The sequence below is a fragment of the Pseudomonas izuensis genome (genome assembly GCF_002356535.2).
GTDB lineage: Bacteria > Pseudomonadota > Gammaproteobacteria > Pseudomonadales > Pseudomonadaceae > Aquipseudomonas > Aquipseudomonas izuensis.
Genome location: NZ_AP017423.2, coordinates 1,843,638 through 1,858,509 on the forward strand (window position 1 = coordinate 1,843,638; position 14,872 = coordinate 1,858,509).

A 14,872-nucleotide genomic window follows, 5' to 3' on the forward strand; every position below is an offset into this window, starting at 1 on the left:
CTGAAGAAAATGCTCAATCAAATGTGGCGCAAATGATAATACAAATGGCCAACTGCCATTCACCAAAACGCCCCTTTTCTAACAACTTTTTCACAAAAAATGTGATTTTTTTAAACTTGACAGTTGTAGGAAACTGACTTGTCCGATGAGCGGTCTGGACGAGCCGCTCAAGGCGCTTGACTATCAAACCGAATCAAGAAACGGCCTCGCACATTGTAGGAGCTGGCTTGCCAGCGAAGAGGGCGTAACAGTCGCCGACAGACATCAACGCAAGCGCGCCCACAAACTCACTCAGCGGCTCCAGCTTGCCGCGTCCGCGATATCGACATTCCCTCGCTGGCAATGAGCCGCTAACATACGCGCCCCCAAAATCAAGGAACGATAACGTCCCCATGAACCACCTTCCCATCGCCAAAGAAGCGCTGTGCGCCCAGGCACAAGCCATCAGTCAACTTGCAGAACGCCTGGATGGCGAATTCCAGCGCGCCGTCGAACTGATCCTCGGTTGCAAAGGCCGTGCGGCGGTATGCGGCATGGGCAAGTCCGGTTTGATCGGCCAGAAAATGGTCGCCACCTTCGCTTCCACCGGCACCCCGAGCCTGTTCCTGCACCCGGCCGAAGCCTTCCACGGCGACCTCGGCATGCTCAAGCCGATTGATGTCCTGATCCTGATTTCCTACAGCGGCGAAACGGAAGAAGTGATCAAGCTGATCCCGAGCCTGAAATCCTTCGGCAACAAGATCATCGCCATGACCGGCAATGGCCAATCCACCCTGGCCAAACACGCCGACATCTGGCTCGACATCTCGGTCGAGCGCGAGGTGTGCCCGAACAACCTGGCACCCACCACCTCGACCCTGGCGACCATGGCCATGGGCGATGCCCTCGCCGTCGCCCTGATCAGCGCCCTCGACTTCAAACCGATGGACTTCGCCCGCTACCACCCCGGCGGCAGCCTCGGCCGCAAACTGCTGACCCGCGTCAGCGATGTCATGCACACCAATATCCCCAAAGTCACCCGCGACACCTCCTTCCACGACTGCCTGCTGGTCATGACCTCCAGCCGCCTGGGCCTCGCCCTGGTGATGGAGCAAGACAAGTTGATCGGCATCGTCACCGACGGCGACCTGCGTCGCGCACTGCTGGGCAATCCAGGTGTCGTGAACGAAAACGTGGCGACTTTCCTGACACCGAACCCGCACACGGTTAAAGCCTCTGCGCAGTTGTCCGAGGCTGAGGCTTATATGCTGGATCACAAGATTCGGGCGTTGCCGGTGACAGCGGATGGTGGGGATGAGGTGGTGGGGGTTGTGGAGATTTTTGACTGAGGTCTTCTTTAACGTTTAAGTCCTGCATCGCCATAGTCAGCTTTTAAAAGGTGTAGCTTATCGGATGAGAAACTCATATTTGCTCATCCGTTTCTGTTGGACGTGAATGTTGTTCACGGTATTGCGAGCGATGCTTCGCTTACAGTTCTGATAGTGCATGATTATAAATTTGGGGTTCAATATGGTGGAGAAAATAAGAGTTGGATCATGGGCTGTTTATGGTGATGAGGATCCTGGTAGATTTACTGCGTCAGGATGTGTTATCTCAAAAAGCGCGATGATTCATTCCTCTGTAAAAATTTGTGTGCCGGTTCATTTGTCGCCAGGAACGCAAATAAAAAATAATGTCAAAGTTGATAAATTCTCTTTCTTGAACTGGAATTCAGTTCTTTATCCAAATGTGCACGTAGGTGCGTATTGCTCGATAGGGCGGGATGTTCAGATTGGTCTGGCTGGTCATCCGACGGATTGGCTAAGTACGCATACATTTCAATATAATCAGAATTGGTTTCCGGATGTGGAGAGTTACGTCGCAATTGAACGGAAAAATAAGCATCTTTACCATCCAAAAACTCAAATAGGGTCAGATGTTTGGATTGGTAATGGTGCAATGATAAAGTCTGGTGTAAAGGTAGGTCATGGTGCAGTTGTTGGCGCCGGTGCGATGGTTACCAAGGATGTGGAGCCTTACTCAATTGTGGCGGGTGTGCCGGCGAGGCATATTAAATTTCGATTTGAACCGGAAATGATTGAGGATCTTTTAGCTACGAAGTGGTGGCTCCGCAATCCATCCAGTTTGAATGGTATAGATTTTTCTGATGTGAAGAGCGCGATCGAATGGCTAAATAAAGCTGAGTAGAGTTCAAGTTTAACCTTAAGCAATTTTATATTAAGGTTGTCGTTGGTGGTGTGATAGAGCCTTGGCTGAAATTATTAGCCAAGGCTGTAGCTGTCTAATATGTAAAGTCTGTATCAGTTAATTATTTTTTCAAGTATGTCTTTTTTCAGTGAGAGATAAGAGTGCGAGTCGGCAAAGGTCGCTTGTGAAACGTTCTCTGCGTTTTTTCTGGCATTATCATTTTTTATAAATGCCAAGGTAGCAGTTGCAAATTCATGATTCTCTGATTCGCAAGCAAGTCCCATAGTTGTATCTATCCCCTCAAAGGCGACAGGCGTGCCAACTAAAGCTTTGCCATAAGCCATTCCTTCAACTACTTTGATCTTCATGCCGGTGCCGTATCGGATTGGACAGATAATTACCTTTGCAGTCTTGTAAACATCATCCAGTGACTCTACAAATCCTTGCTGTGTAATGTTTTTCTTGTGTAGTGAAGACTCGATCGCTGATTTTACTTGTTTGTTGCGATTTACGTTTCCCTGTATTAAGAAGCGAGCAGACGAGTGCTGTTGAGCGATGAGGGGGAATACGTCTTGAATGAACCACACAAGGCCATCCACATTCGGAGCGGAGTTAGAACCAATGAAGGCTATGTCGTATAGAAACGTGCTCGATCCTAACGTTTTAGGGTCGTCGCTGGCTTTGAGAGTTACGAGTGTTGCTTTCGGTGCATAAACTTCCTTGATCGATTGCGTCTCCACGGGTGATATCGATATTGCGATATTGCAGTTGTCGAGTCCGGCTTTTTCACTTCTAATGAATCTCTGCAGATATTTTTCTCTGCGAGAGCGTTCAATTGAAGGCAGTACGTCACTTTTAACCCGGGTCGATTGCATGTCGTGCATGTCAATAACTATTTTTGTAGTTGTGTTCGGCAAATTGCTAGGCATAACCTTCATGTAGTTAAACCAAGCAATATCGTAACTACGGGATGTTAAACTTTTGGAAATTAGTTTTTCAAAGTTTTTTGGGAGAGCTACGACGTTGTTGATTAACGCGTCTTTATATACGATTTTCCCCAGTTCAAGGGTGGCGTTATAAAGTTTTTTCTCGATTTTTTGTTTGAGTGTTGTTGTTTTTGTATAGTTGGGGTGCTTTCTGACTTCAACTGCCAGATTCACATTTTGATAATGATCTTCCAAGCGTTGTTTCAGGCTGGCTGAGGATGTTTTTTCCTCGCTTTGATTGAGCACTAGCAGCTTAAGCTTTACGCCATTGTCAAGTAGCGCACGGATCATTTGATCCGTGCGATGGGCGCTACCGCGGTTGATCGGAATTGGTATGACTGGGGTTACGAATAGGACTTCTTTTTTTTTTTAATTTCTTCGGGGATCGTAACGGTGTCGAAGTTTATTTTACGAGTGATATTCCGATAGGAGCCATCTTTTTGTAAGACAAGTTCAGTCTCAAAGGTGCCGAAAGAATAGACCTTATTGACAAGGTGGTGGGTAAATCGGTTGCGAATATCTTTGGATACCTGAAAGCCGTTTAGAATCCAGTAGACTACGTCTTCTGGGGTTTTAACCTGCCGGTTCAATCCAGGATGGGAATAAAAAGCATCGCCGGCGTGCAACACTGGTTTGTCAAACAGAGATGAAATAACTCCAACCCCACTATTCACCAATAGTACGGCTTCAGACATTTCGATTAAGTCATGAACGTGAGTGTCGTCCGCAACAAACATAACATCTGCGTTGGGACGGGTTTGCTCTAATGGATGACGTTTTGCAACTATAACCCAGTCAGGGGCGTGCTGCTGCAATAGCCTTTTGGTCTGGTTGACTAGCGCTACAAAATTGTCAAATGATTCGATTCCACCGCTGAAGAATTTGATAGTGGTATCGGAAGGGCGTTGAAACGGAACAAAAAGTACTTTTTTGTCAGAAAGCCCCAGATCTTCCTTAAGCGCTTTACCTCCGAGGCGATCGCCTTGCACTTCCAGAGGAGTTTGTTCTTTAGCGCTCTGGATGTACGTCTCAATTGCCAGGGTTTCCTCACTGTTCAGTGGTTTATCCCAGCGTAGTGGATGATAGGTGGCACTATCGGCATTGAAACCAAGGTCAAAGAACCATGAGCCTGGCAAAGCGCCCCGGTCGAAGACCATTACTGGGAAATTTAGGTTCTTAAGATGCGTATAGATCCAGCGCCGACGCTCATTGCCGTATGGATTGGGCATGATAACCAGATCAAAGGATGAGTTCCTGACATGGTTGATTGCATCTTCGGCCTTTTCAAAAGAAGCCTCCTCGCGAAAAGAGAGATCACCCATCTCACGCAGGGTATCTTCAATGCTTCTATAGGCAGCGGAGAAGCGATCGCCTAAAGCCAATATTTCCAGAGTGCCATTTTTCATGTTTTTACCTTAAATATCTAAATCTATACAACCAACAAACTTTGGGGTTGTCATTCTAATTAGGTCAAAAGCTATTGGGTGGATAGCTTCGAAGTTCCATTTGTTGTGCGGCCGTATCGGTCCTCGAATCGGACAATATCGTCTTCACCCAAATAGGTCCCAGACTGAACTTCAATCATTTCCAGAGGGATCTTGCCAGGGTTTTCCAAGGCATGAATTACTCCGACTGGTATATAGGTCGACTGGTTTTCTGTCAGTAGTAATTGTTTGTCTCCTATGGAGACTTGAGCAGTCCCTGTTACAACTATCCAGTGCTCTGCTCGATGATGGTGCATCTGTACGGACAGTTTTTGTCCAGGCGCAACAGTAATGCGCTTGACCTGGTAGCGTGGTCCATGATCAATAGAGTCGTAAGCGCCCCAAGGCCGATAAACCTTACGGTGATTGGTCGCTTCCAATCGTTTCGCGTTCTTGATCTTGTCTACCACTAGCCTCACATTTTGCGACTGGTCTTTCGTTGTCACCATTACTGCATCGGCCGTTTCAACCACCACAACTTGATCCAAACCTAGTACGGTTACCAGACGGTGTTCTGCATGAACATAGTTGTTGCTTGCGGATTCGAGAATGACATCACCGCGCGTAGCGTTGCCGTTTATGTCTTTTGTTGCGATATCCCAGACAGCCGACCAGGAACCCACGTCGTTCCAGCCTGCATTCAGCGGTACGACGGTAACGCTTTCAGCGTGTTCCATTACCGCATAGTCAATGGAGATGTCAGGCACCAGAGCAAAGGAGCTTGCATTCAATCTTGTAAAGTCGAGATCCTCCTTGGCTTCCGATAGGGCGGTTTCAACCCCGCTCAGTACTTCGGGAGCCAGTTTCGCAAGCTGATCTCTCATTGTTGAGGCTTTGAACAGGAACATTCCACTGTTCCAGTAGAAGCGACCGTCCGCCAGATACTTTTCAGCGGTACTCAGATCAGGCTTTTCGACGAACGATTGCACAGGTTGGGGGGCCCTCGACTTCTGCGCAACCTGGATATAACCAAAGCCGGTTTCTGGTTTGGTCGGAACAATGCCGAAGGTTACAAGGCAGCCATCATTTGCGTATGGAAGGCCCTCATTGACTGCCGCCTTTAACGCTTCGACATCATTGATCGAATGATCTGCCGGTACTACAAGCATGATTTCATCTCGACCTTCTGCCAGAACCTTCAGCACGGCTGCGGCAATAGCAGGTGCTGTATTCCTACCAAACGGTTCAAGCAAGATCGCACTGGGATTAACACCCAGTTCGCGACATTGTTCGGCAACGAGGAAGCGATGTTCTTCGTTGCTGACAATAATCGGATCGACCATCACGGTCTGCAGAGCAGCCATCCATGTCAGTGTGGTCTGGAACAGTGACTCATCATTGTGGATGGCAAGAAACTGTTTTGGGTGCATGGCTCTGGACAGGGGCCAAAGCCGTGAACCTGAGCCGCCTGACAGAATTACCGGGATCATCTTATTTCCCTATAGTTGATCGTTTCTGTGTTGTGTGAAATGGGTCAATTTGCTTGTAGCGCTCTACCCAGAACTAAAGTCTGCACAACTGGCCCAATAATTTTTTGCCATTCATAAACAGCAGCATTGGTGACATAAATCGTGTCATCGGGCTTTATTACGACTTGACGAGCAAAGAAGATTGCCGCTGGATCACGCATATCAATACGCATGACAGTAGGTTTTGTATCGCTTTCGCCCATGCGAAACACGAATACGCCTTGTGGGTTTGCGTTGGATTCTTTCAGGCCGCCAACAGAGCCCAATGCATCAAGCAGGCTAGTGTTCTGTGCCGGCAGGTCGTGCAAGCCTGGCTCGCCCACAGCACCCATCGCCACAAAACGCTGGCGCGCACGGTCCAGAATCACTTCCGAATTGGGCTTCAGAACGAAGTTGTTACCCGCCAGGATATCTTCGTAGTTGTAGGTGCTGGCTTGAGCACCATTACGTACAGTGACGTTGACCAGATGCGGTTCCATCACCGGACCACCCGCCTGGTTGACCGCATCCAGCAAGGTCAACGGACCTTGCAGGGTAGAGAATCGTCCTGGTGCTTTCACCGCGCCGGCTACCAACACCGAACCCGACAGATCACCCACCAGATCCACATGCGCCTGCACATCGGTGGTCACGCCCTTGAGCTTCTGGCGAATCATGTCTTCGACCTGGATCAGGGTCATGCCGGCGACGAACTGATGGCCAACGTAGGGCAGGGAGATCATCCCCTTGTCGTCGATGCGCACCTTGAGTTGGGTGCCGCCCGTGGAGAGCGGGGCGAACAGGCCGCTGCCTTCCGGCGCGTTGTCGGTAATCAGCACATTGATCACGTCGCCACCCATCAGGCGCACGCTTTGCGCCAGGGGGCTGGTGATTTTGGCTTTGGTCGGCTTGGCGGCCGGGCGCATGAACGGTGCGATGGTGTTGGCGTTGATGTCCACCAGGTCATACGCCGCGCTCTGGCTTTTGCTTTCGATATCGCCTTTGTACGGGCCTGCACCGGACAGGGTGCCGCCGCAACCGGCCAGGGTCAAAGTCACCAGCATCAAACCCGCGACAGCGCTGTTTCGCATGCTCAAGTTCAGGGGGCGAAGGGGCAGGCCAGAAATGGATTTAATCACGATGATCCTCGATCGATGCAATTAGGAAGCGGGTGATGCCGTACAGAAGGAGCAGGGCAAGGAAGAGGGTTGCCAGGTTGTACAGGCGCTCTGGATAGAGGGCCATTTGCGGCGTGTTAGGGCTGACCACGGTCACCAGGGTGCGGATCTTCTTGCTGGCTTCGATGCGTGCGTTGTCCAGTGCGGCAACGGCAGTCTTGTAGGTTTCTTCGGCGATGCCGGCGTCCAGGGTCAGCTGTTGGAAGCGCGAAGCCACGACGTTGAGCTGATCGCCATCGGGGGCGGAAACCAGCAGGCGTTTTTCGGCATTGAGCTGTTCGCGAATGGCGTTGACGCGTTGCTGTTGCTGCGCAACCTGAGGTGAATCTGCGCGAAGTTTGTAGCTCATTTGGGTGAGTACGGCGCGCTCCTTGGAGTGCTCGCCTTCCAGGGTGTCGATGATGCTGGCGCGGCCCTGGGCCGAGCTTCTACCGTCCAGAACCTTGTTGCGGTTCTGGAAGCTCAGCAGCTCTTCCTTGCGTTTGGTGTAGTTCTTCTTGGCGCCTTCCAGTTCGCCTTGGGCGAAGCGCATCTGCTCGCGGGCGATGCTGTGGGAGACTTCGTTCACGAAGTGCTCGCTGGCCTCAAGAATGGTCTTGACCATTTGCTCGGCCAGTTCCGGGCTGAAGGCTTGTACTTCAACTTTCAGCAGGCCGGTGGTTTCGTCGTAGTGGGCGGACACCATGCGCTGGTAGTACTCGAGCAGGTCCTCGCGCTCGGTGTCCTTGTCCAGCCAGAAGAACGGGTCATTGCGTTGCTTGCTGTACTGCTCGACCCAGTGCAGGCGGTCTTCCAGCAACTGCATCATGTCCATCGACACGATGTATTCACGCAAGTACAGGGTCTCTTCCCGGGAGGCCGGGTTGGCACCGCTGAGCAGCATGCTCAGGCCAGGCATTTGAGCGGCAGGGTTGTTGCCGTCCTGACGTACGACCACTTGCGCGGAACTGACAAAACGGTCCACGGCAAAAAAGCTGTAGTAGACGATGGCGACAACCATCGGGAGCACGATCAGCCCCAGCGTCAGGCGCCAGCCCTTGAATTTACCCGTACTGCTCATATGCACTCGCATCCTTGAAATAAAACAATCACGCCGCGGTCAGGGCGATCAGGTGTTGTAGGCCTTGATGCCTTCATCGACATCGTCATAGATCTGCACCCCGCCATCGCGCACCAGCAGCACGACGTCACAGAGCTTTTTGATATCGGGCATGCTGTGGGAAACCAGCACAACCCTGGATTTCTTCAGGCGCTCCTCGAACACATCGGCGCACTTGCGCTTGAAGTGCGCATCACCCACCGACATCACTTCGTCGATCAGGTAGTAATCGAAGTCGAAAGCCATGCTCAGGCCGAAGGCCAGGCGCGAGCGCATGCCGGAGGAGTAGGTCTTGACCGGTTCGTCGATCCAGTCACCGATTTCGGCGAAGTCCTCGACGTAGGCGATCTTCTGGCGCATCGCGTCACCTTCGGCGCCATATACCCGGCTGACGAACTTGATGTTTTCGCGGCCCGTCATGGTGCCCTGGAAACCGCCGGCCAGGCCTACGGGCCAGGAAATGCTCTTGTCGGTGACAACGGTGCCGGAGTCTGGAATGTCAGCGCCGCCCAGCAGGCGCATCAAGGTCGATTTGCCTGCGCCGTTGCGGCCGATCAGGCCGATGTTCTTGCCGGCGGGGATTTTCAGCGACAGGTCGCGAAACACGTGGCGGCGACCTTTGGGGGTCAGGTACGACTTGGTGATATTTCTGAGCTCGAACACGGGAAACCTGCGCTTAGCCGTTCTTGGTGGAGATCAAATGCAGTCGACGAACCCGATAAGTACCCAGGGAGACGAACAGCAAAACAAGGGTGAAGGCGATCACGTAGTGCACCGAAACACCGTCGACCGGAACGTAGTGCGGAAAGATTTCGGCACGGAGCAGTTCAAGCAGGTGCAGGAACGGATTGAGCAGCAGCAGCGGCAGCATGGCGTGCGGCAGGTAGGCGGCGGGGATGAGTACGCCCGAGATGAAATACAGCGGGAAGAACATCATCCGCAGGAACAGCGTGCTGCTGGGCATGGCATGGGCGATCAGCGACAACAGCATGCCCAGGCCAAAGGCGAACACTACCCCCAGCAAGATGGTCAGCATCCACTGGATGGGCGACTTGATGGCCATGTCGAAGCCGTACCAGGCGAAGCCGAACACCAGAATGGCGTACACGCTGGCCGAGATGCAGAACTCCACTAGCGCACGGGCGATATAGGTGTCGAGGGGCTTGATCTGTTTATAGGAAAACAGCGCGCGGTTTTCCTTGGGGCTGTTCATCAGGCGCATGGCGATGTTGCGAAACAGCAGGAAGGGCGCCAGGCCGACCAATACAAAGACCGGGAAGTCGATGCCGGCCACGGTGCGGCCGCGAATCAAGGCAAACAGCACGCTCAGGATCAGCAGATGGCAAATGGGCTCGATCAGTGTCCAGGTGGCGCCCATGCGTCGGTCGCCGAAACGCGAACGCGCTTCACGCAGCACCAGGGCAAAAATGACGGATTTTTTGATTTGCAGGGGGGAGCGAGGCTTGAGCATGGGTTACCGCAAAGCACAACGGCGCGATGCACGCGTTGTTTGAATTCATTTTCAGAGGACTTTCTGCCTATGCAGATAGATCGCTTCCATTCGAGGGGCGCGAGGTTAAACGGTCGGGGAGACAATCGTCAAGCCGATTGGTTCCCGGGCAGTGCCTGACTAAAAGTAACGGACTTGGAGCGAGGGGTGTAGCTCAGGAAACCGGATTTTCTCAATGTTTATCGGGTGTTGCCGATACTAGTGCCAGTGCGGCGTGGACAATTTTAATGATTTTTAACATTGAGACACAGCAATTGGCCGGCCCGACCCATTGGCTCGGTAGAGCGTGCCTTTTTGTGGGACATATCGGCAGAAATCGCCGCCAGTCAGGAATTGTGATGCTGTTCCATGGTGCGTAAAACTTGGCGTGTTACCTTGTCGATAAGCGCCGGCCATTCGCTTGAATGGCGTGCTGGCGGATTATCCTGTATCAGAGGACGGACGTGATTACTTGGCCCGTGATTGTCGTGGGATTGTTGGTGTTTTTCACGCTGATGGTTCTTGTCGTTTCGCTTTATGGTTGGATCCAACATCTGAAGAATAAAGAGGATATCGAGTAGTAGATTCCACTCGGCACAGTCCCGATTTTCATATGAGCAAATACAGCCGACCGTAGGAGCTGGCTTGTCGGAACGCCGCACCGCAGCGATGGTCGCGAACGATAACGCGTGTTGATGAGTTAATCGTGTCGCTCCTGGGGCCTTCGCTGGCAAGCCAGCTCCTACAAAGGGCCGGTTTTTTCATCGGGCAATCATGAAGCAATCAACTGCCGCAACACGTAGTGCAAAATCCCTCCCGACTTGAAGTACTCCACCTCATTGAGCGTGTCGATCCGGCACAGCACTTCGACTTTCTCCCGAGTACCGTTTTCACGGGTGATGACCAGGGTCAGGTTCATCCGTGGCGTCAGTTCGATACCCGTCAGACCGATGATGTCCAGGGTTTCAGTGCCTTTGAGGTTCAGGCTCTTGCGGTTTTGATCGAGTTTGAACTGCAGCGGCAGCACGCCCATGCCCACCAGGTTGGAGCGGTGAATCCGCTCGAAACTTTCCGCAATGACGGCTTTGACCCCCAGCAGGTTAGTGCCCTTGGCCGCCCAGTCGCGGCTTGAGCCGGTACCGTATTCCTGCCCGGCGATCACCACCAGCGGTGTGCCCGCAACCTGGTAGCGCATGGCCGCGTCGTAGATCGCCAGTTTTTCCCCGGTCGGAATGTAGAGGGTATTGCCACCTTCTTCGCCGCCAAGCATTTCATTGCGTATCCGAATATTGGCAAAGGTGCCGCGCATCATCACTTCATGATTGCCGCGTCGCGAGCCGTAGGAGTTGAAGTCTCGCGGTTCAACGCCTTTCTCGCGCAGGTAGCGGCCCGCCGGGCTGTCAGCCTTGATGTTGCCAGCCGGGGAGATGTGGTCGGTGGTCACCGAGTCGCCGAGCAGCGCCAACACGCGGGCACCGTTCACGTCCTTCACCACCGGCGGCGGCCCGCCGATGTCATCAAAGAACGGCGGGTGCTGGATGTAGGTGGAATCCGCCTGCCAGACGTAGGTAGCCGCTTGCGGCACTTTGATGGCCTGCCACTGTTCGTCACCGGCAAACACTTCGGCGTATTCCTTGTGGAACATGGCAGTGTTGACCTGCTCCACGGCGTCGGCGATTTCCTTGCTGCTGGGCCAGATGTCCCGCAGGTAAACCAGCTTGCCATTCTGGTCCTCGCCCAGAGGCTCGCGGCTGAGGTCGATGCGCACGGTGCCGGCCAGCGCATAAGCCACCACCAGCGGCGGCGAGGCCAGCCAGTTGGTTTTCACCAGTGGATGGACCCGGCCTTCGAAGTTGCGGTTGCCCGACAATACGGACGCTACGGTCAGGTCGGCTTTCTGGATGGCTTTTTCGATCGGCTCCGGCAAGGGGCCGGAGTTGCCGATGCAGGTGGTGCAGCCATAGCCGACCAGGGCAAAACCCAATTCATCCAGGTAGCGTGTCAGACCGGCGGCCTTGTAGTAGTCGGTGACCACTTTCGAGCCGGGGGCCAGCGAGCTTTTCACCCAGGGTTTGCGTCGCAGGCCTTTTTCCACGGCTTTCTTCGCCACCAGGCCGGCGGCCATCATCACGCTAGGGTTGGAGGTGTTGGTGCAGGACGTGATCGCGGCAATCACCACCGCGCCGTTTTTCAGTCGAACCGTTTGACCTTCAAAGTCGTAGTCCACTTCACCCGCCAGATCGGCGTTGCCCACCGCGACACCGCCGCCACCTTCGCTCTCCAGGCGTCCCTCTTCCTTGCTGGTGGGTTTGACTTGCAAGCCGATGAAGTCGCTGAACGCTTGCGCGACATTCGGTAGCGATACCCGGTCCTGCGGGCGTTTCGGTCCGGCGAGGCTGGCTTCGACGCTGGCCATGTCCAGCGCCAGGCTGTCGGTGAACACCGGTTCCTTGCCTGGTAAGCGCCACAGGCCTTGGGCCTTACTGTAAGCCTCCACCAGTTTCACGGTTTCGCCGGGGCGGCCGGACAGGCGCAGGTATTCCAGCGTCACGTCGTCCACCGGGAAGAACCCGCAGGTGGCGCCGTATTCCGGGGCCATGTTGGCAATGGTCGCGCGGTCAGCCAGCGGCAGGTCGGCGAGACCGTCGCCATAGAACTCGACGAATTTACCGACCACGCCTTTCTTGCGCAGCATCTGGGTGACGGTCAGCACCAGGTCGGTGGCGGTAATGCCTTCCTTGAGCTTGCCGGTGAGCTTGAAGCCGATCACTTCCGGAATCAGCATCGATACCGGTTGGCCGAGCATCGCCGCTTCGGCCTCGATACCACCGACGCCCCAGCCGAGCACACCAAGGCCATTGATCATGGTGGTGTGGGAATCGGTGCCCACCAGCGTGTCCGGGAAGGCATAGGTGCGGCCGTCCTCGTCCTTGGTCCAGACCGTGCGACCCAGGTATTCCAGGTTCACCTGGTGGCAGATCCCGGTGCCCGGCGGCACCACGCTGAAATTATTGAAGGCACTTTGGCCCCAGCGCAGGAATGCGTAGCGCTCGCCATTGCGTTGCATTTCGATATCGACGTTCTGTTCGAACGCGCTGCTGCTGGCGAACTTGTCGACCATCACCGAGTGGTCGATCACCAGATCCACCGGCGACAGTGGGTTGATCCGCTGCGGGTTGCCGCCTGCCTTGGCCATGGCCGCACGCATGGCGGCCAGGTCGACCACCGCGGGCACGCCGGTGAAGTCTTGCATCAGCACCCGCGCCGGGCGGTACTGGATTTCGCGATCGGAGCGGCGCTCCTTGAGCCAGGCGGCAATTGCCTTGAGATCGGCGCCGGTGACGGTTTTTTCATCTTCCCAGCGCAGCAGGTTTTCCAGCAGCACCTTCAACGACATCGGCAGCTTGTCCAGGTCGCCCAGGCTTTTGGCGGCATCCGGCAGGCTGAAGTAATGGTAGGTCTTGTTATCGACTTGCAGGGTTTTAAGGGTGTTCAAGCTATCGAGGGACGGCATTACGATCACTCCTATAAGTCCACACGGCTACGGACTGAGGGGACGGGCAGAGCATTAAACCTAGCCCTGTTTTAAGTAGCTGGCTAATAACTGGACTCTATGAGCAAGTCCGGGGTTCCGAAGTCAGCTATCATGCGCCGGTTTTCGTGACAGGCTTTGCTCCAGCGCAAGTCTGGGCATCGCGCAGTGGCGAATGTCTCGCCATCTGTCCAGGAGTAAGAATGAACACCCTCTTTATGCATTGCCGGCCGGGCTTCGAAGGCGAAGTCTGCTCCGAGATTTCCGACCTCGCCGCACAGCTGAACGTAGCCGGTTATGCCAAGGCCAAGACCGCCAGCGCCTGCGCCGAATTTGTCTGCACCGAAGAAGACGGCGCCGAACGCCTGATGCGCGGTCAACGTTTCGATCAGTTGATCTTCCCGCGCCAGTGGGCCCGGGGAATTTTCATCGATCTGCCGGAAACCGACCGCATCAGCGTGATCCTCGCGCACCTGGCGGACTTTCCGACCTGCGGCAGCCTGTGGCTGGAAGTGGTCGACACCAACGACGGCAAGGAACTGTCGAACTTCTGCAAGAAGTTCGAAGGCCCGTTGCGCAAGGCGCTGACCGGTGCCGGCAAACTGGTGGACGACGCCAACAAGCCACGCCTGCTGCTGACGTTCAAGAGCGGTCGTGAAGTGTTCATGGGGCTGGCGGAGTCGAACAACTCGGCGATGTGGCCAATGGGCATCCCACGCTTGAAGTTCCCCCGCGAAGCGCCCAGCCGTTCGACCCTGAAGCTGGAGGAGGCCTGGCACCACTTCATCCCGCGCGACCAGTGGGACGAGCGCCTGCATGGCGACATGACCGGCGTCGACCTCGGTGCGGCGCCCGGTGGCTGGACCTGGCAACTGGTCAATCGCGGCATGCTGGTGACCGCCATCGACAACGGTCCGATGGCCGAAAGCCTGATGGACACCGGTCTGGTGCAACACCTGATGGCCGACGGTTTTACCTTCAAACCCAAGCAGCCGGTGGACTGGATGGTTTGCGATATCGTCGAGAAACCGGCGCGCAACGCCGCGATGCTCGAAGAGTGGATTGGTGAGGGTCATTGCCGCGAAGCGGTGGTCAACCTCAAGTTGCCGATGAAACAGCGTTATGCCGAAGTGAAGCGCCTGCTGGAGCGCATCGCCGATGGCTTCAAGGCGCGGGGCATTCGCGTGGAGATCGGCTGCAAGCAGCTGTACCACGACCGCGAAGAGGTGACCTGCCACCTTCGCCGACTCGATGTGAAGAAGCCAAAATCCCGTTAATCAATGAATTGGCCGGTCAAAACAAATCCTGTGGGAGCCGGCTTGCTGGCGAAATCGGCACCGCGCTTATTCAGATTCACCGCGTGATGGCTTTCGCTGGCAAGCCAGCTCCTACAGGGGTGAGGCGTTGTGCCACAGATGACCGAACACCCGGTAATGCGCGACAATGCCGGCAAGTTTCAGGAGTGAATC

11 protein-coding genes are annotated in these 14,872 nt (G+C 54.4%); 3 read left to right on the plus strand and 8 right to left on the minus strand.

The genetic code is table 11. From position 1 onward, the window contains the following. Positions 1 to 392 precede the first annotated feature (392 nt). Positions 393 to 1,328, plus strand: coding sequence for a KpsF/GutQ family sugar-phosphate isomerase (locus LAB08_RS08330; protein WP_096512674.1), 936 nt, complete (start codon positions 393 to 395; stop codon positions 1,326 to 1,328). 181 nt (positions 1,329 to 1,509) lie between these two features. Beyond that, a complete protein-coding gene (locus LAB08_RS08335) occupies positions 1,510 to 2,187 on the plus strand; it encodes a xenobiotic acyltransferase family protein (RefSeq protein ID WP_217910643.1) in 678 nt (225 codons plus the stop codon). A 113-nt stretch (positions 2,188 to 2,300) separates the two neighbouring features. Here LAB08_RS08335 and LAB08_RS08340 read toward each other — a convergent pair whose 3' ends face one another. The 8 genes from LAB08_RS08340 to acnA all read right to left on the minus strand — a co-directional run bounded on the left by LAB08_RS08340 (position 2,301) and on the right by acnA (position 13,385). Then, positions 2,301 to 3,464: a glycosyltransferase gene (locus LAB08_RS08340; RefSeq protein WP_217910644.1), complete on the minus strand. Its 1,164-nt coding sequence runs from the start codon at positions 3,462 to 3,464 to the stop codon at positions 2,301 to 2,303. A gap of 53 nt (positions 3,465 to 3,517) precedes the next feature. Beyond that, complete coding sequence (locus LAB08_RS08345; RefSeq protein WP_217910645.1) at positions 3,518 to 4,579, minus strand: capsular polysaccharide export protein, LipB/KpsS family; 1,062 nt, start codon at positions 4,577 to 4,579, stop codon at positions 3,518 to 3,520. Positions 4,580 to 4,650: 71 nt separating this feature from the next. Beyond that, complete coding sequence (locus LAB08_RS08350; protein ID WP_096512671.1) at positions 4,651 to 6,087, minus strand: mannose-1-phosphate guanylyltransferase/mannose-6-phosphate isomerase; 1,437 nt, start codon at positions 6,085 to 6,087, stop codon at positions 4,651 to 4,653. 44 nt (positions 6,088 to 6,131) lie between these two features. Next, positions 6,132 to 7,196 (minus strand): polysaccharide biosynthesis/export family protein, encoded by a 1,065-nt coding sequence (locus LAB08_RS08355; RefSeq protein ID WP_096512670.1) that lies wholly within the window; start codon positions 7,194 to 7,196, stop codon positions 6,132 to 6,134. Positions 7,197 to 7,236: 40 nt separating this feature from the next. Next, the gene (locus LAB08_RS08360) at positions 7,237 to 8,343 is read right to left on the minus strand and encodes a KpsE/RkpR family capsule polysaccharide export protein (protein WP_096512669.1); all 1,107 of its coding nucleotides are present in this window, start codon (positions 8,341 to 8,343) and stop codon (positions 7,237 to 7,239) included. Between the two features lie 48 nt (positions 8,344 to 8,391). Beyond that, positions 8,392 to 9,045: an ABC transporter ATP-binding protein gene (locus LAB08_RS08365; protein WP_096512668.1), complete on the minus strand. Its 654-nt coding sequence runs from the start codon at positions 9,043 to 9,045 to the stop codon at positions 8,392 to 8,394. Positions 9,046 to 9,058: 13 nt separating this feature from the next. Beyond that, complete coding sequence (locus LAB08_RS08370; protein ID WP_096512667.1) at positions 9,059 to 9,853, minus strand: ABC transporter permease; 795 nt, start codon at positions 9,851 to 9,853, stop codon at positions 9,059 to 9,061. 790 nt (positions 9,854 to 10,643) lie between these two features. Continuing rightward, positions 10,644 to 13,385 (minus strand): aconitate hydratase AcnA, encoded by a 2,742-nt coding sequence (acnA, locus tag LAB08_RS08375; protein ID WP_096512666.1) that lies wholly within the window; start codon positions 13,383 to 13,385, stop codon positions 10,644 to 10,646. Positions 13,386 to 13,606: 221 nt separating this feature from the next. Here acnA and rlmM point away from each other — a divergent pair, with 221 nt between their 5' ends. Next, on the plus strand, positions 13,607 to 14,680 hold the full coding sequence (rlmM, locus tag LAB08_RS08380; RefSeq protein WP_096512665.1) for a 23S rRNA (cytidine(2498)-2'-O)-methyltransferase RlmM: 1,074 nt from the start codon (positions 13,607 to 13,609) through the stop codon (positions 14,678 to 14,680). Positions 14,681 to 14,872 lie beyond the last annotated feature (192 nt).

Coding starts and splice junctions, on each gene's coding strand:
- LAB08_RS08330 (WP_096512674.1), top strand. CDS start 393: ATGAACCACCTTCCCATCGCCAAAGAAGCGCTGTGCGCCCAGGCACAA.
- LAB08_RS08335 (WP_217910643.1), top strand. CDS start 1,510: ATGGTGGAGAAAATAAGAGTTGGATCATGGGCTGTTTATGGTGATGAG.
- LAB08_RS08340 (WP_217910644.1), bottom strand. CDS start 3,464: ATGATCCGTGCGCTACTTGACAATGGCGTAAAGCTTAAGCTGCTAGTG.
- LAB08_RS08345 (WP_217910645.1), bottom strand. CDS start 4,579: ATGAAAAATGGCACTCTGGAAATATTGGCTTTAGGCGATCGCTTCTCC.
- LAB08_RS08350 (WP_096512671.1), bottom strand. CDS start 6,087: ATGATCCCGGTAATTCTGTCAGGCGGCTCAGGTTCACGGCTTTGGCCC.
- LAB08_RS08355 (WP_096512670.1), bottom strand. CDS start 7,196: ATGCGAAACAGCGCTGTCGCGGGTTTGATGCTGGTGACTTTGACCCTG.
- LAB08_RS08360 (WP_096512669.1), bottom strand. CDS start 8,343: ATGAGCAGTACGGGTAAATTCAAGGGCTGGCGCCTGACGCTGGGGCTG.
- LAB08_RS08370 (WP_096512667.1), bottom strand. CDS start 9,853: ATGCTCAAGCCTCGCTCCCCCCTGCAAATCAAAAAATCCGTCATTTTT.
- acnA (WP_096512666.1), bottom strand. CDS start 13,385: ATGCCGTCCCTCGATAGCTTGAACACCCTTAAAACCCTGCAAGTCGAT.
- rlmM (WP_096512665.1), top strand. CDS start 13,607: ATGAACACCCTCTTTATGCATTGCCGGCCGGGCTTCGAAGGCGAAGTC.